At 70.6% G+C, this 23,999-nt stretch carries 21 protein-coding genes; 7 read left to right on the top strand and 14 right to left on the bottom strand.

The window, feature by feature from the left end:
• Window positions 1-45 precede the first annotated feature (45 nt).
• Window positions 46-1,320 carry a glutamyl-tRNA reductase gene (locus BLT44_RS05970; protein ID WP_010154962.1) on the top strand — a complete coding sequence of 425 codons (1,275 nt, stop codon included), beginning with the start codon at window positions 46-48 and terminating at the stop codon, window positions 1,318-1,320.
• Window positions 1,321-1,395: 75 nt separating this feature from the next.
• On the opposite strand, the gene BLT44_RS05965 is transcribed toward BLT44_RS05970, so the two are convergent.
• The 5 genes from BLT44_RS05965 to BLT44_RS05945 all read right to left on the bottom strand — a co-directional run bounded on the left by BLT44_RS05965 (window position 1,396) and on the right by BLT44_RS05945 (window position 6,638).
• Complete coding sequence (locus tag BLT44_RS05965; protein ID WP_010154963.1) at window positions 1,396-2,157, bottom strand: iron ABC transporter ATP-binding protein; 762 nt, start codon at window positions 2,155-2,157, stop codon at window positions 1,396-1,398.
• A 49-nt stretch (window positions 2,158-2,206) separates the two neighbouring features.
• Entirely contained in the window at window positions 2,207-3,271 is a 1,065-nt protein-coding gene (locus BLT44_RS05960) for an iron chelate uptake ABC transporter family permease subunit (RefSeq protein ID WP_244887468.1), read from the bottom strand.
• Window positions 3,264-4,286, bottom strand: a complete 1,023-nt coding sequence (locus BLT44_RS05955) for an ABC transporter permease (RefSeq protein WP_010157885.1) — start codon at window positions 4,284-4,286, stop codon at window positions 3,264-3,266. Before BLT44_RS05955 ends, BLT44_RS05960 begins: the two co-directional genes overlap by 8 nt.
• Window positions 4,283-5,284, bottom strand: coding sequence for a siderophore ABC transporter substrate-binding protein (locus BLT44_RS05950; protein WP_010157886.1), 1,002 nt, complete (start codon window positions 5,282-5,284; stop codon window positions 4,283-4,285). The genes BLT44_RS05955 and BLT44_RS05950 overlap by 4 nt, the downstream gene beginning before the upstream one ends.
• A gap of 325 nt (window positions 5,285-5,609) precedes the next feature.
• A complete protein-coding gene (locus BLT44_RS05945) occupies window positions 5,610-6,638 on the bottom strand; it encodes a proline-rich domain-containing protein (RefSeq protein ID WP_074690016.1) in 1,029 nt (342 codons plus the stop codon).
• A gap of 185 nt (window positions 6,639-6,823) precedes the next feature.
• On the opposite strand from BLT44_RS05945, the gene purL reads away from it, so the two are divergent.
• Window positions 6,824-9,163, top strand: a complete 2,340-nt coding sequence (gene purL, locus BLT44_RS05940; protein WP_010154967.1) for a phosphoribosylformylglycinamidine synthase subunit PurL — start codon at window positions 6,824-6,826, stop codon at window positions 9,161-9,163.
• Between the two features lie 265 nt (window positions 9,164-9,428).
• On the opposite strand, the gene tmk is transcribed toward purL, so the two are convergent.
• From tmk to BLT44_RS15870, 5 genes are all read right to left on the bottom strand, one after another.
• Window positions 9,429-10,061, bottom strand: coding sequence for a dTMP kinase (tmk, locus tag BLT44_RS05930; RefSeq protein ID WP_010154968.1), 633 nt, complete (start codon window positions 10,059-10,061; stop codon window positions 9,429-9,431).
• Window positions 10,062-10,092: 31 nt separating this feature from the next.
• Complete coding sequence (gene topA, locus BLT44_RS05925; protein WP_010154970.1) at window positions 10,093-12,954, bottom strand: type I DNA topoisomerase; 2,862 nt, start codon at window positions 12,952-12,954, stop codon at window positions 10,093-10,095.
• Window positions 12,955-13,133: 179 nt separating this feature from the next.
• Window positions 13,134-13,934: a M23 family metallopeptidase gene (locus tag BLT44_RS05920; RefSeq protein WP_143026001.1), complete on the bottom strand. Its 801-nt coding sequence runs from the start codon at window positions 13,932-13,934 to the stop codon at window positions 13,134-13,136.
• Entirely contained in the window at window positions 13,931-14,287 is a 357-nt protein-coding gene (locus BLT44_RS05915) for a TadE/TadG family type IV pilus assembly protein (RefSeq protein ID WP_010154972.1), read from the bottom strand. Before BLT44_RS05915 ends, BLT44_RS05920 begins: the two co-directional genes overlap by 4 nt.
• Window positions 14,287-14,421, bottom strand: a complete 135-nt coding sequence (locus tag BLT44_RS15870; protein ID WP_010154974.1) for a DUF4244 domain-containing protein — start codon at window positions 14,419-14,421, stop codon at window positions 14,287-14,289. The genes BLT44_RS05915 and BLT44_RS15870 overlap by 1 nt, the downstream gene beginning before the upstream one ends.
• Window positions 14,422-14,886: 465 nt before the next feature.
• On the opposite strand from BLT44_RS15870, the gene BLT44_RS05905 reads away from it, so the two are divergent.
• From BLT44_RS05905 to BLT44_RS05890, 4 genes are read left to right on the top strand one after another with little or no spacing between them, the layout of a single operon-like run.
• On the top strand, window positions 14,887-15,918 hold the full coding sequence (locus BLT44_RS05905) for an iron-siderophore ABC transporter substrate-binding protein (RefSeq protein ID WP_010154975.1): 1,032 nt from the start codon (window positions 14,887-14,889) through the stop codon (window positions 15,916-15,918).
• Between the two features lie 51 nt (window positions 15,919-15,969).
• Window positions 15,970-16,992 (top strand): FecCD family ABC transporter permease, encoded by a 1,023-nt coding sequence (locus BLT44_RS05900; protein ID WP_010154976.1) that lies wholly within the window; start codon window positions 15,970-15,972, stop codon window positions 16,990-16,992.
• 5 nt (window positions 16,993-16,997) lie between these two features.
• On the top strand, window positions 16,998-18,062 hold the full coding sequence (locus BLT44_RS05895; RefSeq protein WP_010154977.1) for a FecCD family ABC transporter permease: 1,065 nt from the start codon (window positions 16,998-17,000) through the stop codon (window positions 18,060-18,062).
• A complete protein-coding gene (locus BLT44_RS05890; RefSeq protein WP_010154978.1) occupies window positions 18,059-18,859 on the top strand; it encodes an ABC transporter ATP-binding protein in 801 nt (266 codons plus the stop codon). Before BLT44_RS05895 ends, BLT44_RS05890 begins: the two co-directional genes overlap by 4 nt.
• Before the next feature lie 50 nt (window positions 18,860-18,909).
• Here BLT44_RS05890 and BLT44_RS05885 read toward each other — a convergent pair whose 3' ends face one another.
• Together BLT44_RS05885 and BLT44_RS05880 are read right to left on the bottom strand one after the other, a co-directional pair.
• On the bottom strand, window positions 18,910-19,866 hold the full coding sequence (locus BLT44_RS05885) for a type II secretion system F family protein (protein ID WP_010154979.1): 957 nt from the start codon (window positions 19,864-19,866) through the stop codon (window positions 18,910-18,912).
• Window positions 19,867-19,869: 3 nt separating this feature from the next.
• Window positions 19,870-20,892 (bottom strand): TadA family conjugal transfer-associated ATPase, encoded by a 1,023-nt coding sequence (locus BLT44_RS05880; protein WP_010154980.1) that lies wholly within the window; start codon window positions 20,890-20,892, stop codon window positions 19,870-19,872.
• Window positions 20,893-21,199: 307 nt separating this feature from the next.
• Between BLT44_RS05880 and acs the strand changes: the two genes are divergently transcribed.
• On the top strand, window positions 21,200-23,188 hold the full coding sequence (acs, locus tag BLT44_RS05875) for an acetate--CoA ligase (RefSeq protein ID WP_010154981.1): 1,989 nt from the start codon (window positions 21,200-21,202) through the stop codon (window positions 23,186-23,188).
• A 149-nt stretch (window positions 23,189-23,337) separates the two neighbouring features.
• On the opposite strand, the gene BLT44_RS05870 is transcribed toward acs, so the two are convergent.
• Both BLT44_RS05870 and BLT44_RS15220 read right to left on the bottom strand, forming a co-directional pair.
• Entirely contained in the window at window positions 23,338-23,814 is a 477-nt protein-coding gene (locus tag BLT44_RS05870; RefSeq protein ID WP_010154982.1) for a RidA family protein, read from the bottom strand.
• Window position 23,815: 1 nt separating this feature from the next.
• The gene (locus BLT44_RS15220) at window positions 23,816-23,989 is read right to left on the bottom strand and encodes a DUF4177 domain-containing protein (RefSeq protein ID WP_010154983.1); all 174 of its coding nucleotides are present in this window, start codon (window positions 23,987-23,989) and stop codon (window positions 23,816-23,818) included.
• Window positions 23,990-23,999 lie beyond the last annotated feature (10 nt).

Here is a 23,999-nt window from a genome sequence, read left to right as displayed (position 1 = left end):
GCGAAACATCCACGAATCCCTGATCAGAAAACGTATCGATAATCTATGCTGCTGTGCCTCTCCTTCGATCACCGCGGGTGCTCCTTCCCTCTGCTGGAGCGCCTCACCGGGCGTACCCAGGAGATCACGGAGGCGCTGACCGCTGCTCCCGACATCGAGGGCGTCGTCGTGCTGTCGACGTGCAACCGCTTCGAGGTCTACGCACAGGCGCCGCGCGACACCAGCGCTGAGCTCGTCGAGCAGATCTCGCGCACCGCGGGCGTGCCGGCGTCGTCGCTCTCGATGGCCGCAGACGTCGAGGTCGACCACCGCGCCGCCGAGCACCTCTTCGCCGTCGCCTCGGGCCTCAAATCGGCAGTGGTCGGCGAGGAGGAGATCGCGGGGCAGGTGCGCCGCGCCCACGTCGAGGCGCGCGAGCGCGGAACGGTGACCCACCACCTCGAGCGGCTGTTCCAGACGGCGACGCGCACCTCGCGCACCGTGAAGCACCGCACCGAGATCCACTCGCAGGGGCGGTCGCTCGTGCGGCTCGCGCTGCGCCTCGCCGAGATCCGCGTGCCCAGCTGGGAGGATGCGCGCATCCTCCTCATCGGCACGGGCGCGTACGCGGGTGCGACGGTCGCGGCGCTGCGCTCCCGCGGGGCCGAGCACATCAGCGTGCACTCCCCGTCGGGCCGGGCCGCCGGCTACGCCGAGCGCCACGAACTCACCGCCGTCGACCCGGGCGAGCTGCGCGCCGCGCTCGACGCAGCCGACGTCATCATCGCCTGCAGCCGCACCGAGGAGCCGCTGCTCACGGAGGCGGACTTCGCGCAGGCGGACGATGCGGCGGCGGATCGCGGCGGCGCCGAGCCCGAGGCCTCGCGCTCCCCGCGGCTGCTGATCGACCTCGGCATGCCCCGCAACATCGACCCGGCCGTCGCGCGCATCGACGGCATCGAGCTGCTCGATCTCGAGACCATCGCGAAGCACGCCCCCATCACCGAGCTCGGCACCGAGCACGAGGCGCTCGAGATCGTGCACGACGCCGCGGTCGAGTTCGGCGCATCCCAGGCGGAGCGCGACACGCTGCCGGTGCTGCTCGCGCTGCGCGGCCACGTCAACGCGATCCTCGAAGAGGAGCTCTGCCGCGCCCGGCGGGGCGACGACGTCGACGACAGCACCTCCGCCGACGTCGAGGCCGCACTGCGCCGCCTCACCGGCCGCCTGCTGCACGCGCCCACCACGCGCATACGCTCGCTCGGGCGCGAGGGCCGCGCCTCCGAGGCGTCGGATGCGCTCTCCGCGCTCTTCGGGCTGGAGTCGGCCGACCGCGGCTGACGGCGCCGCGATCCGCGCCCCCGCCCCGGGGCGGGAGCCCTCCACTCTCCGCCCCCGGAGGCGCCACCCCCTCGCCTACGGGCGGTAGTAGACCGCCACGCGGGTGCCGCCGTGCTCGACGACCTCGACCGGCGTATCGAACACGCGCTGCAGCACCTCGGGTGTGAAGATCTCGTCGGGCGTGCCCGACGCCACCACGCGCCCGTCGGCGAGCGCCACGATGCGGTCGGCGTAGGCCGCGGCGAAGTTCACGTCGTGAATGACGAGCACGACGGTCTTCCCGAGCGCGTCGGCGGCCGCCCGCACCTGCCCCATCATCGAGACCGCGTGCCGCATGTCGAGGCCGGTCAGCGGCTCGTCGAGCAGCACGTAGTCGGTGTCCTGCGCGAGCACCATCGCGACGAACGCCCGCTGGCGCTGCCCGCCCGAGAGCTCGTCGATGAAGCGGTGCTCCATCGCGGTGAGGTCGAGGAACGCGATGGCCGACGTGATCGCCGCGTCGTCGACCGCGGTGATGCGGCCCGCCGAATGCGGGAAGCGCCCGAACGTGACGAGCTGCCTCACGGTGAGGCGCGACATGAAGTGGTTCTCCTGCCGCAGGATCGACACCGCCCGGGCGAGCTCCCGGGGTTTCGCGGCGCGAACGTCGAGGTCGCCGACGGTGACCCGGCCCGAGTCGGCGTCGAGCAGCCGCCCGATGATGGTGAGCATGGTCGACTTGCCCGCCCCGTTCGGTCCGATGAGCGCCGTGACACCGCCGCGCTCGATCGCGAGATCGATGGGGCCGAGCACGCGCCGGCCGGCGTAGTGCTTCTCGACTCCGGCGAGCGCGATCATGCGCGGCCCCCGCGGGTCGTGCGGGAGGGACGGCGGCGGCATCGGCTCATCATCGGAGCCCCTTTCTCAACAGGATGACGAGGAACAGGAGGCCCCCCGCGAATTCGATGATCACCGTCACGAGCCCCGCGGCGGCGAACACGTGCTTCAGCACGAACGTCGCGCCGAGCAGCGTCACCAGCGCGACGCCGATGGCGAGCGGGAGGGTCTCGGCGTGGCGATCCTCGCGGGTGAACTGGTAGGCGATCGTGGCGACGAGGAATCCGAAGAAGGTCATCGGGCCGACCATCGTCGCCGACACCGAGATGAGCACCGCGACGGTCACGAGGATCAGCACGACCTCCCGGCGGTAGGCGACACCGAGCCCGGTGGCCACGTCGCGACCGAGCGCGATGACGTCGAACACGCGACGCCGGCGCCACACGACGATCAGCACGATCGCGACGATCGCGCCCGCGATCGGCAGGTAGTCGGGGTTGCCCCTGCCGATGCTGCCGAACAGGCGGGCGCTCAGCACATCGAACTCGCTGGGGGTGAGCAGTCGCTGCATGAACGTCGACAGCGAGCCGAACCCGATGCCCAGCACCACACCGACGAGCAGCAGCAGGTGCAGGTTCGCCCGCTTGCCCGAGAACAGCCACCCGTAGAGCAGGGTCGCGAACGAGATCATGAGGAGGCTCTGCGCGATGATCTTCGGGATCCCCTCCATGCCGACCGCGGCCATGCCGAAGACGAAGATGAGCGCGGTCTGCGAGAGCACGTACAGCGCATCGAATCCGAGAATCGAGGGGGTGAGGATCCGGTTGGCGGTCGCCGTGTGGAAGAGCACGGTGGCGACCGCCTGGCACACCGACACGAGCACGATCGTTCCGAGCGAGGCGAGCCGCGACCGCACGATGATCCAGAACCCGTCGGAGCCCGGGGCGGCGGGGTTGCCGTACACGAGGATCGCGATGGCGAGCACGACCGCCGCGCACCCCACGACGACGAGCGCCCGATGCTCGCCGCACCACGCGAGCGGGGAGCGCGGGCCGCCGCGCGCCGGGGTCGCGTGCGGCTCGGGGCGATCCCCCGCCACCGCCGCCAGCTCCCGCCGCCGCTCGGCGCTACGCACTGCGCCGCCGCAGCAGAATCGTGATGAAGGCGACCGACCCGACGATGCCCAGCACCATCGAGACGGGCACTTCGAAGGGCATGCGCACGGTGCGGCCGATCAGGTCGCACGCCGTCACGAGCGCGATCCCGCCGAGGCACACCCAGGGCAGATTGCTGCGCACGTGATCGCCGCGGATCATGGCGACGACGTTCGGCACCACGAGCCCGAGGAACGGCAGGAACCCGACGACCACCGTCGTGACGCCGGCGGCGACCGCGACGAGCGCGGTGCCCGCGACGAGCACCAGCTCGTACCGCACGCCGACGCTCGTGGCCACCTCTTCGCCGAGCCCGGCCACGGTGAGACGGTCGGCGAGCACGAAGACCAGCAGCGTGACGATGCCGACGACCCACAGCACCTCGTAGCGGCCGCGCACCACCGAGGTGAAGCTGCCCATGAACCAGGTGCCGATCATCTGCAGCAGGTTGAACTGGGCGGCGAGAAACGTGGTGAGCGCGCTCACGACGGCGCCCAGCATGATCCCGATGAGCGGCACCACGAGCGTCGTGCGGATGACGATACGGCGCAGGATCGCCATGAACACGAGCGTGCCGACGAAGGCCGAGAGGCTGGCGATCACCATGCGCCCCACGAGCCCCACCTGGGGAGCGATGAGCACGGTGAGCAGCAGCCCGAGCGCCGCCCACTCCGTCGTGCCCGAGGTCGTCGCGTCGACGAATCGGTTCTGGGTGAGCATCTGCATCACGAGCCCGCTCGTCGCGAGGGCGGCACCGGCCAGCACGAGGGCGAGCGTGCGCGGCACCCGCGTGATCCAGAACATCTCGCCGCCGCGCTCCCCGCCCGCGATGTCGTACGCTCCGACGAGCAGCGAGGCGACGAGCAGCGCGGCGACCAGCACGATCGCGACGATCAGCGCGATCGACCCCCTCCAGCGGGAACGACGGGCGGGGCCGGCACCATGGGTGCGGGCCCCGCCCGGAACCGCCGGAGCGGTCTGCTGCGTCACGCTCATGCGCCCGCGAACGCCTCCTGGATCTGCTCGTACAACTCGGTGTACGCCTGGATGTCTTCGGTGAGGTAGAAGTCGGAGTCGAGGTAGACAACCTGATCCTTCGCGACCGCCGTCACGCCCTGGAGCGCCTCGGAGCCGGCGATCAGCTCGTCTGCCGGCACGGCGCCCGGCTCGGGCTCCGCGAACGACGCGTCGCGATCCAGCACGACGATCCAGTCGGGGTTCGCCTCGGCGATCGCCTCGACGCTGATGTCGTCGCCGTGCGAGGTGTCCTCGGCCTCCTGCTCGATCGCGGGCCGGAGGTCGAGCGCCGAGAACACGGGGCCGACGCTGCGCCCTGTCACCGGGGCGGCGAACTCGATCTTGCCGCCCGAGGTGATCAGGCCGATGACCGTATCCGAGCCGTTGTACGCCTGCTTCGCGTCGGCGATGGACTGGTCGAGCTCGGAGACGAGCTCCGCCGCCTCATCCTCCCGGTCGAAGATCTGCCCGAGGATCTCGGTCTCGCGCTTGAGCTCCTCCATCGGATCCTCGCCGTCGCGCGGGGCGATCTCGATCACCGCCGCGTCGGGGTTCTGCTCGACGATGGTGTCGTACGACTCGGAGAACCGGTAGCCGCCGATGATGAGGTCGGGCTGCGCCGCGACGATCGCCTCGAGGTTCGGCTCGCGATGCGTGCCGACATCCGCGATCTCGGGGTCGTCGGTGTAGTCGGGCCACGCGGTGCCCATGATTCCCTTCGGAGCGGCGACGAGCGGCACGTCCCACTCGTCGAGGGTCTCGAACACGTGGTTGTCGAGTGCGACGACGCGCTCAGGGTTCACCGGCACCTCGACCTCGCCGTGGTTGTCGGTGATGGTCGCGGTGGTCTCGGCGGTCGCGCCGGAGGCGGCCTGCTCGGATTCCGCCTCTGCGGCGGGGGCGCATGCGGAGAGCGCGAGTGCGGCGATCGCAGCGAGGGCCGCGAGGGCCGCACTGCGGGGCTTCGGGGTGGACACGTGGCTGCTCATTTCGTCTCGGGTCTCATCGAACTGCGCCGGGCACATCGGCGGGGCGCAGGGGCCGCGCGGGGGTGCCCGGGGCCGCGAGTTAGCCTAGCCAATGTTTCATCTGATGTTCAAGATTCGAGCATCGTTCAGTAGTGGTCGGGCAGTTTTACGCACCGAAGCGCGAAAAGCAGTAGTGACCCGGGCGGTTTACGCAGCCCAGACGCACGCATCTCCCGGATCCGAACCGCGGACCCGGGAGATGCGTGAGGATCGTGCGACACCGGTCGACCGACTCCGGTCGAGCCTCGTGCGGTGGGCGACTCCTCTCGTGCGACTACTGCAGATGCGGCGGGCGCGGGGCGCCCGGCACCGAGAAGTCGGGCTGCCCATCGGGGCCCGCGGGGATCGGGCGACCGTCGGCGAAGGTCGGCCAGGGCAGCAGTTCGGAGGCTCCGCCGGTCGGGGGCTGCGGGGGCAGCCCCTGCTGCGCGGGCGCGGGGTGCTGCTGGGCGGGCGACTGCGCGAGCGCCTGCGGGTGCTGCTGGGCGCGGCCGCGCGACTGCTGCGCGACGTACGGAGCGGGACCGAGCTGGCGCGCGCCGCGGGCGGCGCGCGCCGCCTCGCGCTCATCCGCGCCGAAGAACCAGCGGAGCAGGAGCGTGATCGAGAGACCGAGCGCGGTCAGAATCAGAATCGCGGTGGCGATCTTCCAGTACATGTCGGGCACGTTCAGCTCGAAGGCGTCGATGCCGACGGGCGCGGTGAAGAGGATCCCCGAGAGCACCGCCAGCACGCTCGTCACGAAGGCGAAGCGCGTGATGGTCTCCGAGTGCTGCGCGCCGACCCGGAGCAGGAGCTGCGCGCAGAGGATCACGAGGCGCGTCATCACGATCACGAACAGCGACTTCCAGAAGATCTCCCAGAGCAGCGAGTACGGGCTGTACGGAGTCATCCAGATGACGATCATCAGCAGACCCAGAATGTACGCGTTCGCGATGAGCGCGACCGGCGCGTACCAGTCCGACTTCTGCTCGCGACGCGTATCGAGCGCCGTGAAGATCACGAACACGGCGAACAGCGCGAACGTCGAGAACACCCGCTCGAACTTGCCCTGGAAGTCGCCGATGAAGAGCAGGGAGATGGAGGCCACGGTGAGGCCGGCGAGCAGGATGATGCTGACCTTCAGGAAGGTCGAGAGCTTGCGCTGCGGGGCGCCCGCCCGCTCGGCCTGCTGGGCCGGCCGCTGCTGCGCCTGCTGCGGGGCCTGGCGCGCGCCGTCCGGCGAGTACGACGGCGCCGGGGCCTGCTCGCTCTGCTGCGGCACGGGCGTCTGGCCTGATGCGTGAGTGTTCGGATCGCTCATGGCGTTCAGTCTCCCCTGATCTGTTGACAATCTCCACCCTAGACCGTCATCCCGCGCACCCCCGGGAGGCCGCCGGGGCCGACCGCACCGGCACCGGCCCCGCCGTGCGACCGCGTAGACTGAAGCCCGTACGTTCGGCGCTCCCGTGCGCCGAAACCGCCCCCGAGCCACGGAGCACATCGAGCGTGACAGACATCGACGCCACCCAGAGCGGTCCCCGCCCCGACACGGTCGCCGATGCGATCGCGACGCCCGAGAAGGAGCAGCCGTACGGCGCCCTCGGGCTGAAGCCCGACGAGTACGAGCGGATCCGCGAGATCCTCGGGCGCCGCCCCACCTCAGGCGAGCTCGCCATGTACTCGGTCATGTGGTCGGAGCACTGCTCCTACAAGTCGTCGAAGATCTACCTGCGCCAGTTCGGCAAGAAGGTCAACGACAAGATGCGCGAGCGCCTGCTCGTGGGCATGGGCGAGAACGCCGGCGTCATCGACATCGGCGAGGGCTGGGCCGTGACCTTCAAGGTCGAGAGCCACAACCACCCCTCCTACATCGAGCCGTTCCAGGGCGCCGCCACCGGTGTCGGCGGCATCATCCGCGACATCATCTCGATGGGCGCCCGTCCCGTCGCCGTGATGGATCAGCTGCGGTTCGGCGCCATCGACGATCCCGACACGGCCCGCGTCGTGCACGGCGTCGTCTCGGGCATCTCGTCGTACGCGAACTGCCTCGGCCTGCCGAACCTCGGCGGCGAGACCGTCTTCGACGGCGTCTACCAGGCGAACCCGCTCGTGAACGCGCTCGGCGTGGGAGTGCTGCGCCACGAGGATCTGCACCTCGCCAACGCCTCGGGCACCGGCAACAAGGTCGTGCTCTTCGGCGCCCGCACCGGCGGCGACGGCATCGGCGGCGCGTCGATCCTCGCCTCCGACAGCTTCAGCGAGGGCGGCCCCACGAAGCGCCCCGCCGTGCAGGTCGGCGATCCCTTCGCCGAGAAGGTGCTCATCGAGTGCTGCCTCGAGCTCTTCCGCGACGAACTCGTCGAGGGCATCCAGGATCTCGGCGCCGCGGGCATCTCGTGCGCCACGTCCGAGCTCGCCGCGAACGGCGACGGGGGCATGTTCATCGAGCTCGACAGCGTGCTGCTGCGCGATCCCTCGCTCACCGCCGAGGAGATCCTCATGTCGGAGAGCCAGGAGCGCATGATGGCGGTCGTGCACCCCGACAAGCTCGACGCGTTCCTCGCCGTCACCGCGAAGTGGGACGTCGAGACGAGCGTGCTCGGCGAGGTCACCGACACCGGCCGCCTCGTCATCAACTGGCGCGGCGAGGAGATCGTCAACGTCGACCCCTCCACCGTCGCCGTCGACGGCCCGGTCTACGAGCGCCCCGTCGCGTACCCCTCCTGGATCGATGAGCTGCAGGCGTCGGGCGTCGACGCCTCGGGCCTCGCCCGTTCCGCGAGCGGCGACGATCTGCGCGCGCAGATGATCGCCGTGGCCGCGTCGCCGAACCAGGCCGACGTGTCGTGGGTCACCAACCAGTACGACAAGTACGTGCTCGGCAACACCGCCCTCGCGTTCCCCGACGGCGCCGGCATGATCCGCGTCGACGAGGAGAGCGGCCTCGGCGTCGCGATCGCGACGGACGCGAACGGCCGCTACTGCCAGCTCGACCCGTACGTCGGCTCGCAGCTCGCGCTCGCCGAGGCGTACCGCAACGTCGCCACGTCGGGTGCGGTGCCGACCGCGGTCACCGACTGCCTGAACTTCGGCAGCCCCGAGAACCCCGAGGTCATGTGGCAGTTCTCGCGCGCCGTGGAGGGGCTCTCGGACGCCTGCCTCGAGCTCGAGGTGCCCGTCACCGGCGGCAACGTCTCGCTGTACAACCAGACCGGCGACACCCCCATCCACCCGACGCCCGTCGTGGGCGTGCTCGGCATCATCGACGACGTCGCCCGGCGCGTGCCGAGCGGCTGGCAGGACGAGGGCGAGCACCTCTACCTGCTCGGCGTCACCCGCGACGAGCTCGACGGGTCGGCCTGGGCCGAGACCGTGCACGAGCACCTCGGCGGCCGCCCCCCGATCGCCTCGCTCGCCGACGAGCGGGCACTCGCCGAGCTGCTCCACGCGGGCGCGCAGGGCGGGCTCATCTCGGGCGCCGTCGACCTCTCCGAGGGCGGCCTCGCCCAGGCGCTCACCGACGGGGCGCTGCGCTTCGGCGTCGGGGCTCGCGTGTGGATCGAGGAGATCATCTCGCGCGACGGGGTCGACGCGACGGCGGCGCTCTTCTCGGAGTCGCAGGCGCGCGTGCTCGTCGCGGTGCCGCACGAGGAGGAGGTCAAGTTCCGCGGGCTCTGCTCGGGCCGCGACTTCCCGGTGCTGCGCATCGGCGTGACCGACGGCTCGGGCGACGATGCCGCCATCGAGGTGCAGGATCGCTTCACCCTGCCCCTCTCGGAGCTCGGGGCGGCGTCGCGCGCGACCCTGCCGGCGCGCTTCGGCGCCGTGATCGGCGAGACCGCCTAGCCGGTGCGCGCCGGTCGGCTTCGGCTTCGGCTTGGGCTTCGGTGTCGGCTTGGGCTTCGGCTTCGGTGATTGTTCGGGCTTCGGCTTCGGTGAGAGATCGGGCTTCGGTGAGATGTTTTCTGCGGAATGCGTCTCACCGAAGCCCGTTCTCGTACCGAAGCGCGGGCGTTGCGGGCGCGCAGACGCTACGGGCGCTGCGGGAGCGACGGCGCTGCGGGCGCACGGGCGCTGCGGACGCGCCAGCGCCGGAGCCGCGTGAGGCTCGTCAGCGCGTGAGGTACCCCGATACGCGGCCGACGATGCGGGTGTGGATCTCGTCGACCGGCAGCGTGGCGTCGACCGTGAAGTAGCGGTGCGGGTCGGTTGCGGCGAGTGCCCGGAACCCCTCGCGCACCGCGACGTGGAACGCGGCGTCCTCCGCCTCCAGCCGGTCGGCCGATCCCCCGCGGGCTCGGCGGCGGCCCGCGCTCGTCTCGGGATCGAGGTCGAGCAGGATGGTGAGGTGCGGCCAGAGTCCACCGGCTGCCCACTCGCTGATGCGGCGCACCTCTTCGACGTCGAGCACGCGACCGGCGCCCTGGTAGGCGAGCGACGAGTCGATGTAGCGATCCTGCACCACGACCGCGTCGCGCTCGAGGGCGGGGCGCACGATCTTCGCGACGTGCTGGGCGCGGTCGGCGGCGTAGAGCAGCGCTTCGGCGCGCGCGTCGACCTCGCCGATCTCGTCTCCTCCGTGCAGCAGCAGGCGTCGCAGTTCGGCTCCGAGCCGCGTACCGCCGGGTTCGCGGGTGCGCACGACTTCGAGGCCGCGCCCGTCGAGCCACTGCCCGAGCATGTCGGCCTGCGTGGTCTTGCCCGCGCCGTCTCCCCCTTCGAGGGTGATGAAGGTCCCGCTCATGTGCTCCTCAGCGGCCGAAACCGCGTTCGTTCTACGCCTGCGCTTCTGCGGCTGCTCGGTTGGCGGCTCGCGTCGCGGCAGCCTTCTTCGCCGCAGCCGATCGTGCCGGGTCGACCGTCTTCGAAGCGGCCGCCGACGTCTTGGCTGCGGGCTTCTTCGCTGCCGGTTTCTTGGCGGCGGGCTTCTTGGCGGCCGTCTTCTTCGCTGCGGGCTTCTTCGCGGCGGCCTTGCGGGCGGGTGCCTTCTTCTTCGCCGGCCCCTTCGCTCGCTTGATCGCCAGCAGTTCGACGGCTCTCGCGAAGTCGACGTCTTCGACGCTGTCGCCGCGCGGAATGGTGGCGTTCGTCTCACCGTCCGTGACGTACGGGCCGAAGCGCCCGTCCTTCACCTTGATCGGCTTGCCGCTGACCGGATCGGCTTCGAACTCCTTCAGCGCGCTCGAAGCGCGCTTCGCTCCGTACTTCGGCTGCGCGAACAGCTCCTGCGCTCCGGCGAGGTCGATGGAGAAGATCGCGTCTTCGCCCGGCAGGGAGCGAGTGTCGCTCCCCTTCTTGAGGTACGGACCGTAGCGCCCGTTCTGCGCAGTGATCTCGGCCTCGGACTCGGGGTCGACGCCGACGACGCGGGGAAGCCCCAGCAGGGCCACTGCCGTGTCGAGGTCGATGGTGGCCGGGTCCATGCTCTTGAACAGCGAGGCGGTGCGCGGCTTCTGCCCCTTGGGCAGCTCCTCACCCTCGTCGGGGAGCTCGGTGACGTACGGGCCGAATCGCCCGTTCTTCGCGACGATGCGCTTCGAAGTCTCGGGATGCAGACCGACGACGCGATCCTCGGCAGGCTCCGCGTCGGCGAGCTCGTGCGCCTTCGCCGGCGTCAGCTCGTCGGGTGCGAGACCGTCGGGGATGTTGACGCTGCGCGGCTTCACCACGCCGTCGTCTCCTACCTCGCACTTGTCGTCGACGACCTCGAGGTAGGGGCCGTACTTGCCGTTGCGGAGCGAGATCTCGTCATCGATCTTGATCGTGTTGATCGCTCGGGCATCGATCTCGCCGAGGTTGTCCACGACGCCGCGCAGCCCCGGGTGGGCGTCGGTGCCGAAGTAGAACTCGCCCAGCCACTTGCCGCGATCCGCCTCGCCCGAGGCGATGCGGTCGAGATCGTTCTCCATCTCGGCGGTGAAGTCGTAGTCGACGAGCTCGCTGAAGTGCTCCTCCAGCAGGCGCACCACCGAGAACGCGATCCAGCTCGGGACGAGAGCCTGGCCCTTCTTCGCGACGTAACCGCGATCCATGATGGTGCTGATGATCGCGGCGTACGTCGAGGGTCGGCCGATGCCGAGCTCTTCGAGACGCTTCGTGAGGCTCGCCTCGGTGTACCGCGGGGGCGGGCTCGTCTCGTGGCCCTTCGCCGACGGCGCCTCGATGCCGAGCGCCTGGCCGGAGGCGAGCTGCGGCAGCTTCGCGTTCTGATCCCCGCCCTTGTCGCCGCGGTTCTCGTCGCGGCCCTCCTCGTAGGCGAGCAGGAAGCCGGGGAAGGTGATGACCGTTCCGCTGGTCGTGAATTCCGCCGCGGTGGCTGCGGCGTTGGCGCGCTCGGGCACCTGCGCGGCGATCGTCACCGTATCGGTCGATCCCTTGGCATCGGCCATCTGACTGGCAACCGTGCGCTTCCAGATCAGCTCGTACAGCGCGTACTCGCCCTGCGTCAGCTTCCCCTTGAGCGACGTCGGGCGCTGGAACACCTCGCCCGCGGGGCGGATCGCCTCGTGGGCCTCCTGCGCCCCCTTCGCCTTGCCCGTGTACACGCGCGGCTTCTCGGGCAGCGTGTGGGCGCCGTACAGCTCGGAGGCCTGCGCGCGAGCGGCCTGCACGGCCTGCTTCGAGAGCGAGGGGGAGTCGGTGCGCATATAGGTGATGTAGCCGTTCTCGTACAGCGACTGCGCGAACGACATGGTCTGCCGCGAGCTGTAGCGGAGCTTGCGGGAGGCCTCCTGCTGCAGCGTCGACGTCGTGAACGGCGCCGCCGGGCGGCGGGTGTGCGGCTTCGTCTCGACCGACACCACTTCGCCGTGCGCATGCTCGGCGAGGAGTGCGGCGATGCGCTCCGCGCGCTCCTGCTCGAGCGGAATGACCCCGGCCTTCGCCGCGCGCGCCGTCAACTTGCCGTCGTCGCCGAAATCCCCGCCCGTCGCGACGCGCTGCGCGTCCAGCCGCACGAGTCGCGCCTCGAAGGCGGTGCCGTCTGCCGCGTCCGCTTCGGGGCGGAAGGTGGCCGTGAGATCCCAGTACTCCGCTGCGCGGAACGCCTGGCGCTCGCGCTCGCGGTCGACCACGAGGCGGGTCGCGGCCGACTGCACGCGCCCGGCGGAGAGTTTGGGCGCGACCTTGCGCCAGAGCACGGGCGAGATGTCGTAGCCGTAGAGGCGGTCGAGGATGCGCCGGGTCTCCTGCGCATCGACGAGCGCCGTGTCGAGGTCGCGCGTATTCCGCTTCGCCTGCTCGATCGCATCCTGGGTGATCTCGTGGAACACCATGCGGTGCACCGGCACCTTCGGCTGCAGCACTTCGAGGAGGTGCCACGCGATGGCCTCGCCCTCGCGGTCCTCATCAGTTGCGAGCCACAGCTCGTCGGCTCCCTTCAGCGCTCGCTTCAGCTCGGAGACGGTCTTGCGCTTGTTGTCGTTCACGACGTAGTACGGAGCGAAGTCGTTCTCGACGTCGACCGCGAACTTGCCGAACGCGCCCTTCTTCAGCTCTGCGGGCAGCGCCGAGGGCTCCGCGAGGTCGCGCACGTGGCCGACCGAGGCGATGACCTCGTACTCGTCTCCGAGGTAGCCGCCGATCGTCTTCGCCTTGGTCGGCGACTCGACGATCACGAGTTTCTTCGTACCCTTCACGGGTCTCCTTCGTTGCTTCACGCAGTGCAGGGCTGCTCCGCCAGGACCGGCTGAGGGTTCTGCTCCGACACGATACACATTCTCGCGTGAGAATCCACCTCCGGGATTCCACGCGCGTTCTCCTCTCATTATGTCCGTCGTTCCGATGAGTTCGCGCATCGGCCGCCGTCTCACCCCGTTCATCCGCTCTCGCCGCCGCCGATAAAGAGGTACGGATTCACGTCGGGATACGCGTTGGAGGGGCGGGTCGAGAGCGTGAAGTGCGAGTGCGGCCCGGAGGTGCAGCCGCTCATCCCCGCCAGCGCGACCGTCTGGCCGGCGCGCACCGCAGTGCCCGGCGCGACTCCGACGGCCGCGGGCGATCCCGGAGCCACGTGGTTGTGCGAGCTGTAGAGCACCCGGCCGCGGTATTCGTGCCGGATCAGCACGGTGTAGTTCGGCCCGCGCCACCAGGTCGGCTCGGCGATGCACTTCGCGGGCGGCCCGCCCCCGTCGGCTCCCGCCGTAACGACCACGCCGTCATAGGGGGCATAGAGCGGGGAGCCCTCGGCGGTTCGGAGGTCGATGGAGTAGCCGTCGTGGAACCCCTGCGTGATGCCGGGCTCCGAGCTCGGCCATGCCCAGCCGTTCGCGCCCACCGCGCCGCCGGGTGCCTCGGCCACCGGCGGCAGCCCGGCGTGCGCGGACGCGCTGACCGTGCCGAACGGGCCTCCCGCCGCCACTTCGACTCGCGCGTCGGCGAGTGCCGCGTCGAGGTCGCAGCTCGCGATCTCGGTGCGCGCCGCCGCCGCGACCTCCTCTGCGAGCGCGCACGGCTCGCCGGAGATGAACCCCGCGGCGGCGTCGGCTGCGGCGAGCGCAGCGGTATCGGCCGTCGCGGCTGCGCGATGCCCGGCCTCGAGGTGGGACGACGCGGCGATCACCGGAATGCCCAGGCAGACGGCGGCGGCCGCGCAGACGAGGGTGGCCGGGGCGCTCACGAGCGCGCCCCGTCCGTGGAGCGCGCGGCGCATGAGCGCGACGTGAGCGTCACGTGCGCGAGCAGGCCTCCGGCGGGTTGCGAGCGCAGGACGACGCAGTGCAGCGACCCATCGTCTTCGCGCTCCACTTCCACTCGCCCGCCGAGCGCATTCAGCCGTTCCTCGGCGAGCGCGTCGTCTCCGCGCGCTTCGAACCGAGCGATCTCGGCGGAAGCGGAGACGAGCGCGATGCGGTGCGCCGCAAGAAGGACTCCGCCGATCACCAGGCCGAGCACGGCGAGCACCGCGGGCACGACGATCGCGAATTCAGCCGTCACCGTGCCGCGTTCGTCGTGCCGCAGTGCCGCGAGCATCAGGATGCCGTGCCGAGTGCGTTCTCGACGAGCTGGACGAGCATCGCACGGATCTCGCTCGAACGCATGATCGCGACGAGCAGGCCGGCGAAGGCCACCGCGGCCATGATGACGATCGCGTACTCAGCCGTCACTGCTCCGCGCTCGTCATCGACGAGGGCTCGCGTTCTGAGAGCGAACGCGCGTCCCCCACCGCGCTCCGCGCGACGATGCCGCGTCGAGCGCGCTCGACGGCGCCGCTGATCGTCATGCTCGGACGTCGCTCCTCGGTCGAACACGAGCTGAAGTGTGGGTTGCATCGAAACTCTCCTTGACCTCGCACGGCCCCGGCGGTCACCGGTGCACCCATCCTCACGAGTGGCCGGGGAACGCATGCGCCGTCACCCGGGAACTGTGGAGAATTGCAGTCGCGCGGCGCGGGGCGCCGCCTGTGGAGAACGATCGCGAGGGGCCGCCCGCATTCGCAGTGCACAGGCGCCGCAATGATTGAACTGATCTAGATGAGGCTTGCCTAACTTTCTGCTAGATTGACGGAGGCTTTCCCAGCCGACGGCGCTTCTCGGCGCCGTGACCCCCACTCCCACACGAAGGGAGCGCTTGTGCGCACTTCCCGTCTCCTCGCCGCGGCCGGCGTCGCCGCGGCCCTCGCCATCGGGCTCACCGCCTGCAGTTCCTCCCCCTCCGAGTCCGCGCCGTCCGCAGGGGGCAACCCCGCCGAAGACAGCGCATTCCCCGTGACGATCGAACACGTGTACGGCGAGACGACGATCACGGAGAAGCCCGAGCGCGTCGCCAGCATCGCGTGGGCGAATCACGAGGTCCCGCTCGCCCTCGGCATCGTGCCCGTCGGCATGAGCAAGGCGACCTGGGGCGATGATGACGACAACGGCATCCTGCCGTGGGTCGAGGAGAAGCTCGACGAGCTCGGAGCCGATGAGCCCGTACTCTTCGACGAGACCGACGGCATCGACTACGAAGCGGTCGCAGACACGCAGCCCGACGTCATCCTCGCGTCCTACTCCGGGCTGACTCGGGAGGAGTACGACACCCTCTCCAAGATCGCTCCCGTCGTGGCGTACCCCGATGTGGCCTGGGGCACTCCGGTCGATGAGATGATCGAGATGAACTCCGCGGCGCTCGGCCTCGGCGCCGAGGGCGACGCCCTGATCGAGCAGCTCGACTCCGATGCGGACTCGGCCCTCGAAGCGCACAGCGTCCTGAAGGACAAGAAGATCCTGTTCGCGTACATCGATCCCTCCGATCTCAGCCAGGTGGGCTACTACACGGCAGCCGATACTCGTCCCGGCTATCTGCACGACGATCTCGGCCTGCCGCTCCCCTCGATCGTCGAGGAGAACGCCGACAGCGAGGAGTTCTATCTGACCGCGAGTGCGGAGGACGCCGATGAGTTCTCCGATGTCGACGTGTTCGTGACGTACGGCGACGACTCGTTGATCGCCACCCTCCAGGCCGACCCGCTGCTGTCGAAGATCCCCGCGATCGCCGAGGGACGCATCGCGATCCTCCCGGATGCGACACCGATCGCCGCCTCCGCCAACCCGTCACCGCTGTCGATCCCCTGGGGGCTCGACGACTACCTCGCGATGCTCGCAGCTCCGCTCGAGCAGTGACGCTCGGCGTCGTGTCCGCGCGCTGACATCGTGTCCGCTCTCACCTCACCCATGCCGGTCGCCGCGAACCTGCGGCGACCGGCATGGGCTCGTACCTCGTGGCTGCTCATCGGTTGCGCGGCGCTGATCGTGCTGTGCGCACTCTCGGTGAGCTTCGGCGTACGGGAGGTCGCGTTCGGCGATATCGTCGCCGCGTTCGGAGGTCACGACGACACGCTCGCGCAGGCTGCCGTCGTCAAGCGGATTCCGCGCACCGTGCTCGCGCTTCTCGTCGGCGCGTCCCTGGCGCTCTCGGGGGCGACGATGCAAGCCGTCACGCGCAATCCGGTGGCGGACCCCGGCATCCTCGGAGTCTCCAACGGAGCATCGCTCGCCGTCGTCTTCGGCCTGGCCTTCTTCAGCATCCGGGGTCCCTACGCCCAGATGACGCTCGCGATCGTCGGCGCCGCGCTCGCTGCGACGTTCGTCTACACCGTGGGATCGCTCGGGCGCGGCGGCGCCACTCCGCTCAAGCTCGCCCTGGCGGGAGCTGCGACGACGGCGGCGTTCGCCTCGCTGATCAGTGCGGTGATGCTGCCGCGGGTCGACGCCCTGCCCGCCTTCCAGTCGTGGCAGATCGGCGGTGTCGGCGGTGCGGAATGGCCCCGGATCGCGATCACGGCTCCGGTGCTCGCTCTGGGGGCGCTGATCTGCTTCGCGAGCGCGAAAGGCATGAACTCCCTCGCCCTCGGCGACGAGATGGCCCGAGGGCTCGGCGAGCAGGTCTTCCGCACGCGCCTGGTCTCCGCGCTCGGAGCGGTCATCCTCGCGGGTGCTGCGACGGCGATTGCCGGACCGATCGGATTCGTGGGCCTGGTCATCCCGCACGTGTGCCGGATGCTGATCGGCACCGACCATCGCTGGCTGCTGCCCTTCTCCGCCCTGGCCGGCGCGGGGCTGCTCCTGACGAGCGACATCATCGGCCGGGTCGTATCTCCGGGATCGGAGGAGATCCAGGTCGGCATCATCACCGCGATCATCGGCGCACCGTTCTTCATCTGGATCGTGCGACGTCAGAGAGTCCGAGAACTGTGAGTACGTTGACCCGAAACGCCCGCCTGCACGAGGCCCCGCCCGGCGACGGCGTCACCGCGATCCTCGCCGGTCGTCGATCGCGGCGCACACGCCACGTGAGCGTGATGGTCCTGCTCGGTGCGCTGCTCGTCGGCCTCTTCACCGTCGCGCTCATGGTCGGCAACACGTTCTACACCTTGGACGAGGTCGTTCGGGTGCTCTTCGGCGATACCGTCCCGGGGGCATCGTTCACGGTCGGAGAACTGCGACTGCCGCGCGCCGTGCTCGCCATCCTCGCCGGCGGGTCGTTCGGCATCGCGGGTGTGACCTTCCAGACGCTGCTGCGCAACCCGCTCGCGTCGCCCGACATCATCGGCATCTCGAACGGCGCCGGAGCTGCTGCCGTCATCGGCATCATCGTGTTCTCCGCAGACGGGCCGCTGGTCTCGCTGCTGGCACTCTGCGGTGCGCTGCTCACAGCGGGTGCGATCTACCTCTTGTCGATGAAGGGCGGCTTCGCCGGCACCCGACTCATCCTCATCGGGATCGGTGTTGCGGCGATGCTGCAGAGCATCATCTCCTATCTGCTGTCGCGGGCTGCGGCCTGGGACATCCAGACGGCCATGCAGTGGCTCACGGGCAGCCTGAACAACGCCTCTTGGGAGCGTGCGGCGCCGCTCCTCCTCGCCGTGATCTGCGTCGTCCCCCTGATGCTCTCCCAGGGTCGCGCGCTCGGCGCGCTCCGCCTGGGCGACGAGTCGGCTGCCAGCCTCGGGGTTCGCGTGAACCCGACCCGGCTGGTCCTCATCCTCGGCGCGGTGACGCTCCTGGCCTGCGCGACGGCAGCCACCGGCCCGATCGCGTTCGTCGCGTTCATGGCCGGCCCCATCGCGGCGCGACTCACCGGCCCGGGGGCGAACCTGCTGGCGCCGACCGCCCTGGTGGGCGCCGCGCTGGTGCTGAGCAGCGACCTCATCGGCCAGTTCGCCTTCGGCGAGCGGTACCCGGTGGGCGTGATCACGGGCGTGCTCGGAGCTCCCTATCTGATCTATCTCCTCATCCGCACCAATCGCTCGGGAGGCGCACTGTGACCGAAGCGCACACGCTGCAGGCGAATGCCGTCACCCTCGGGTACGGCGATCGCACCGTCGTTCACGACCTGGACCTCGAGATCGCACCCGGCCGCATCACCACCATCGTCGGCGCCAACGGCTGCGGCAAGTCGACGCTCCTGCGTTCGCTCGCGCGGCTGCTCAGGCCGTCCTCCGGACAGATCGTTCTCGACGGCGCCTCGGTGCACGCGAGGCCCACGAGGGAGGTCGCACGGATCATCGGACTGCTGCCGCAATCGCCCGTCGCACCGGAGGGCATCGCGGTGGCCGACCTCGTGGGGCGCGGCCGGCATCCGCACCAGACGATGTTCTCGCGGTGGAGCCCGCGCGACTACGAGGTGGTGGCCGACGCGCTCGCCGCGACCGGTATCGCCGAGCTGGCGGATCGGAGCGTGGACGAGCTCTCGGGAGGGCAGCGTCAGCGCGTGTGGATCGCCATGGCGCTGGCTCAGGAGACCGACGTGCTCCTGCTGGACGAGCCCACGACATTCCTCGATGTCGCGCACCAGGTCGAGGTGCTCGATCTGCTCACCGATCTGAATGCTGCGCACGGCACGACGATCGTCATGGTGCTGCACGACCTCAATCTCGCGGCACGGTACTCCGATCGGCTCGTCGCCATGAAGAACGGCCGCGTGCACGTCACGGGCACCCCTCAGGAGGTGGTGACTGTCGAGCATGTCGAAGAGGTGTTCGGCCTCGCCAACCGGGTCACCGCGGACCCGGTTTCGGGCAAGCCGCTGGTGACGCCCATCGGGAGGCACCACGTTCGTTGAGCGGTGCGCACACCGTCCCGCCTGCGTGCCCGGATGAGCCGGCACCTGGATCACGCCGCCCCGAACATCGACAGCACGACGGGGAGCACCCCGAGCACGATGAACGACGGCAGCACGCAGACCCCGAGGGGCAGCAGCACCCGCACGCCGAGACGCTCCGCCTCGCGTTCGAGGCGTGCGGCGGCCGCGACGCGCTCCGCAACGGCCTGCTCGAGCAGCAGCGGGCGCATCGGCACTCCGGCGGACTCGGCGGCGGCGACCGTCGCGAGCAGCGGACTCCCCGAGCAGAAGCCGACGAACGGCACCCACTCCGCCCCGAACGCGTCGACGTGATCCACGACGATCCGCATCGCGACGGCGGGCGGCGCGCCGCCTCCGAGCGCCACCCAGAGCAGTTCGCTCGGCAGCCCGGCGATGGCGTCCTCGCGCGCCGCGCGGCGCTGCAGCAGGCGCGACCACTGCACCCCGACGCCGAGCAGACCCGCACCGACCGCGGCGATCACCGCTCCCGCCGGTCCGACGAGCACCGGCACCGGGTCGAAGCCGAGCAGCAGGCCGAGGAGCAGAGCGAGGATCGGCAGGGCCGCCACCATCCGCACCGTCGCCCGCGGACCCGCCAGCAGCACGGACCGGCGTTCGCGCATCCGGTCGAGTTCGCGCAGGGACTCGGCGATGCGCTGCAGTGCGGGGGCGAGCGGCGCACCGCAGACCTCGGCGAGCCGCCACGCGACCGCGAGCACCCGCCACTCCGGCTCTGCAGCGGCGGCGAGCGCCGAGGGGACGGGGACGCCGTCGGCGACTCGCCCGCCGACGATGCCGACTTCTGAGGCGGGCGGCGCATCCGCTGAGATCAGGGCGATGGCCCGAGCGGCGGGCACGCCCCCGCGCAGCAGCGCTGCGGTGCGCTCGGCGACCACGGCGGCCTCGGATCGCTGCTCCGCAGCAGTCGTCGCCGCGGCGAGGCGGGGAAGCCGCGCGCGCAGCCATTCGACCGGTCTCGCCTCCATGCGCTACGCCACCACTCTGCGCATGCCCAGCAGCCGATCGGCCGTCAGTTCGAGCGCCCCGATCGCGCGCACTCGGGGGCCGCGACGGGTGCGCTCGACGTGCACGATGGCGTGGAGCGCACCGGCGGCCTGCCGGGCGAGCGCCTCGGGCGTCCACCCGGCGAGCGCTCCGAGCGCTTCGAGGCGAGCCGGAACCTCCTCCAGGCGGCTCGCGTGGAGCGTGCCGGCGCCGCCGTCGTGGCCGGTGTTGAGCGCGGCGAGCAGGGTGGAGATCTCGGCGCCCCGGCATTCCCCGAGCACGATCCGATCGGGGCGCATGCGCAGCGCTTCGCGCAGCAGTCGATCGATGGAGACCTCGCCGACGCCCTCGGCGCTGGCTTGACGGGTCTCCAGGGAGACCGCGTGGCGGTGCCGCAGTCTCAGCTCGGCCACGTCCTCGATCGTGAGGATGCGCTCGTGCGGCGGGGCGAGGTCGAGCAGTGCCGCGAGCACCGTGGTCTTGCCGCTCCCCGTGCCGCCCGTGATGAGCACGTTGCGGCGGTCGACGATCAGTTCGCGCAGCATCGCAGCGGTACGCGCCGAGCAGAGGCCGCCCGCGACGAGGTCGTCGAAGCGCGGGGGCGAGACGCGCGGCAGCCGGACCGAGACGGCGGCGCCCCCGACCGCGATGGGAGGCAGCACCGCGTGCACGCGCATCCCGTCGCCCAGACGCACGTCGGCGCAGGGGTGCAGTTCGTCGAGGTGCCGCCCGCCCGCCGCGATCAGGCCGGTGGCGAGGCGATGCACGGCGTCGGGCTCCGCGCGCCACTCCCGTACCTCGTGCAGCGCGCCGGTGCGGTCGAGCCACAGCCGACCGACGCCGTCGCGCACCTGCACCACGAGGTCGCGCAGCTCGAGGTCGTCGAGCAGCGGCAGGAGACCGCCGAACGAGCGCCTCGCCGCACGGCTGAGCGCGGCGGATCGCCGGGCGACCGAGTGCGCCGAGCCGCTCGACGTCGGGTGATCCGGGTTCTCGTCTGGAGCCATGCGGCCATTCGAGCAGGGATGCTCCGCCTCGCGGGGGCACTGCACGGATTCGGTGCAGAACCCTGCAGCCTTGCGCCGCCGCCGACGATGTGAGCGGCGATCCGACCCAGAAGCGACCCGGCCGCACTCCACCGCAGCCCGCGCCGCGACTCCCCCGCCGCACCGCGATCGGCGCCCGAGATGAACCGAGCCGCACGAAAGGTATAGCCTGGATCTGCGTTTCGGGAGTGTTACGGACCCCGTGCGCGACTGAAGGGGGCCGGGTGCGAGCGATCGCCCCGGAAATCGATCGAAGATAAGGGCGTCAATGAGCGATCAGACCGGCAGTATCGAAAGCCACCACCTCCCCGAGGGAGCGACCCCGGAGACCTATGCTCCGAGTCCCGAGTTCCGCGACCAGGCGAACGTCGCCGACTCGTCCGTCTACTGGCGGGCCGCGCAGGATCCGGAGGGGTACTGGGCGGAGCAGGCGCAGAACCTGCAGTGGACGAAACCGTTCACCGAGGTGCTCGACTGGACGAACCCGCCGTTCGCGAAGTGGTTCCAGGACGGCGAGCTGAACGTCGCGGCGAACTGCCTCGACCGTCACGTCGCCGCTGGCAACGGCGACCGCGTGGCACTGCACTTCGAAGGCGAGCCGGGCGACACCCGCACCCTCACCTACGCGGAGCTCACCCACGAGGTGAAGCGGGCCGCGAACATGCTCACGAGCCTCGGCGTCGAGGCGGGCGACCGCGTCGCCATCTACATGCCGATGATCCCCGAGACCGTCGTCGCGATGCTCGCCGTCGCACGGCTCGGCGCCGCGCACTCCGTCGTGTTCGGCGGGTTCAGCGCGGAGAGCCTGCGCGCCCGCATCGACGACGCTGAGGCGCGGCTCGTGATCACGGCCGACGGCGGATGGCGCAAGGGCCGCGTCTCGGCGCTGAAGCCGACCGTCGACGATGCGCTCGCGCTGCACGGCGGCGGCAGCACCGTCACCCGCGTGCTGGTCGTCGAGCGCGCCGGCAACGAGGTGGCCTTCGACGAGGATCGCGACCTGTGGTGGCACCGCGAGATCACCGCGTTCGACGGCGAGCACGAGCCCCAGGGCTTCCCGGCCGAGAACCCGCTCTTCATCCTCTACACCTCGGGCACCACGGGGAAGCCGAAGGGCATCCTCCACACCTCGGGCGGCTATCTGACCCAGGTCTCCACGACGCACCGCGACGTGTTCGACCTGAAGCCCGAGACCGACGTGTACTGGTGCACGGCCGACATCGGCTGGATCACGGGCCACAGCTACGTGGTCTACGGGCCGCTCGCGAACGGCGCGACGCAGGTCATCTACGAGGGCACCCCCGAGACGCCCGACTGGGGCCGCTGGTGGTCCATCATCCAGAAGTACGGCGTCACGATCTTCTACACCGCGCCGACCGCGATCCGCGCCTGCATGAAGGTCGGCCGCCAGGTGCCCGAGCAGTACGACCTCTCGTCGATCCGGGTGCTCGGCTCGGTCGGCGAACCGATCAACCCGGAGGCCTGGCGCTGGTACCGCGAGGTCATCGGCGCCGGCTCGGCGCCCATCGTCGACACCTGGTGGCAGACCGAGACGGGCGCGATCATGATCTCGCCGCTGCCGGGCCTTACGCACTTGAAGCCGGGCAGCGCACAGGTGCCGCAGCCGGGCATCTCGGTGGCGGTCGTCGGGGAGGACGGCGAGCCCGTCGACAACGGGCAAGGCGGCCTGCTCGTGGTGCAGCGCCCCTGGCCGTCGATGGTGCGCACGATCTGGGGCGACGATCAGCGGTTCATCGACACGTACTGGGCGAAGTTCGGCGACCGCTACTTCGCCGGCGACGGCGCCCGGCTCGACGACGACGGCGACGTGTGGCTGCTCGGCCGCGTCGACGACGTCATGAACGTCTCGGGCCACCGCCTCTCCACCGCTGAGATCGAGTCGGCGCTGGTCGAGCACCACGCCGTAGCCGAGTCGGCGGTGGTCGGCGCGGACGACGAGACGACCGGTCAGGCGGTGGTCGCGTTCGTGATCCTGAAGACGCAGCAGAGCATCCTGTCGCTCGAAGACGCGGAACCCGAGCTGAAGAAGCACGTCGCCGCGCAGATCGGCGCGATCGCCCGGCCGCGGCAGATCTTCATCGTCTCCGAGCTGCCGAAGACCCGCTCGGGCAAGATCATGCGCCGGCTCCTGAAGGACGCCGCGGAGGGGCGCGAGGTGGGCGACACGACCACGCTCGCCGACACCTCGGTGATGCAGACGATCTCGGATCGCGTGCGCAGCGAACGCGGCGCCTGATCGGGCGGCGCGGCGTCTGCGCCGCGGGCCGCTCGCACGACAGAGGCCGGCCCCCGGATGGGGTGCCCGGCCTCTGCCGTGTCGACGCGGTGCCCGCCGACGCGTGCGGGTGCCGGTGCGGGTGAGACGTCAGCGCTGCGCGCTGCGCCTCACTCCTCAACCTTGAAGACGAACTCGATCTCGACGGGGGCGTCGAGCGGGAGCACCGCGACGCCGACTGCGGAGCGCACGTGGATGCCGAGGTCGCCGAAGACGCGGCCCAGGAACATCGAGGCCCCGTTCGCCACGGCGGGCTGGCCGGTGAACGACGGATCGGACGCGACGAAGGCGGTCACCTTCACGACCTGCGAGATCTTGTCGAGCGACCCGATCACGCCGCGAGCCGCCGCGAGGGCGTTCAGCGCGCAGAGCTGCGCGAGCTCCTCGGCCCGCTCGGGCGGCACGAGCCCGTCGCCCGCGCCCACCTTGCCCGTCTCGGGCAGCGCGCCGTTCACGAACGGGAGCTGACCGGCGGTGTAGACGTAGTCGCCGTCGCGCAGCGCGGGCACGTAGGCGGCGACGGCGGCGGGCACCTCGGGAACCTCGTACCCCAGTTCGCGCAGTCGATCCTCGATCACAGATGCCATGTCAGGCCTTCCTCTTCTTCATATAGGCGACGTTGCCGCCGGCGGGGCCCTCGATGATCTGCACGAGCTCCCAGCCCTGGGAGCCCCAGTTGTTCAGAATCTGCGCCTCGTTGTGCAGCAGCAGCGGCGTCACGAAGTACTCCCAGGTCGGGGCGGCTTCGGTGGATTCACTCACGTGCGGATCT

The sequence above is a fragment of the Leucobacter chromiiresistens genome (genome assembly GCF_900102345.1).
In the GTDB taxonomy this organism is placed as follows: domain Bacteria; phylum Actinomycetota; class Actinomycetes; order Actinomycetales; family Microbacteriaceae; genus Leucobacter; species Leucobacter chromiiresistens.
This window is presented reverse-complemented; position numbering and strand designations above follow the sequence as displayed.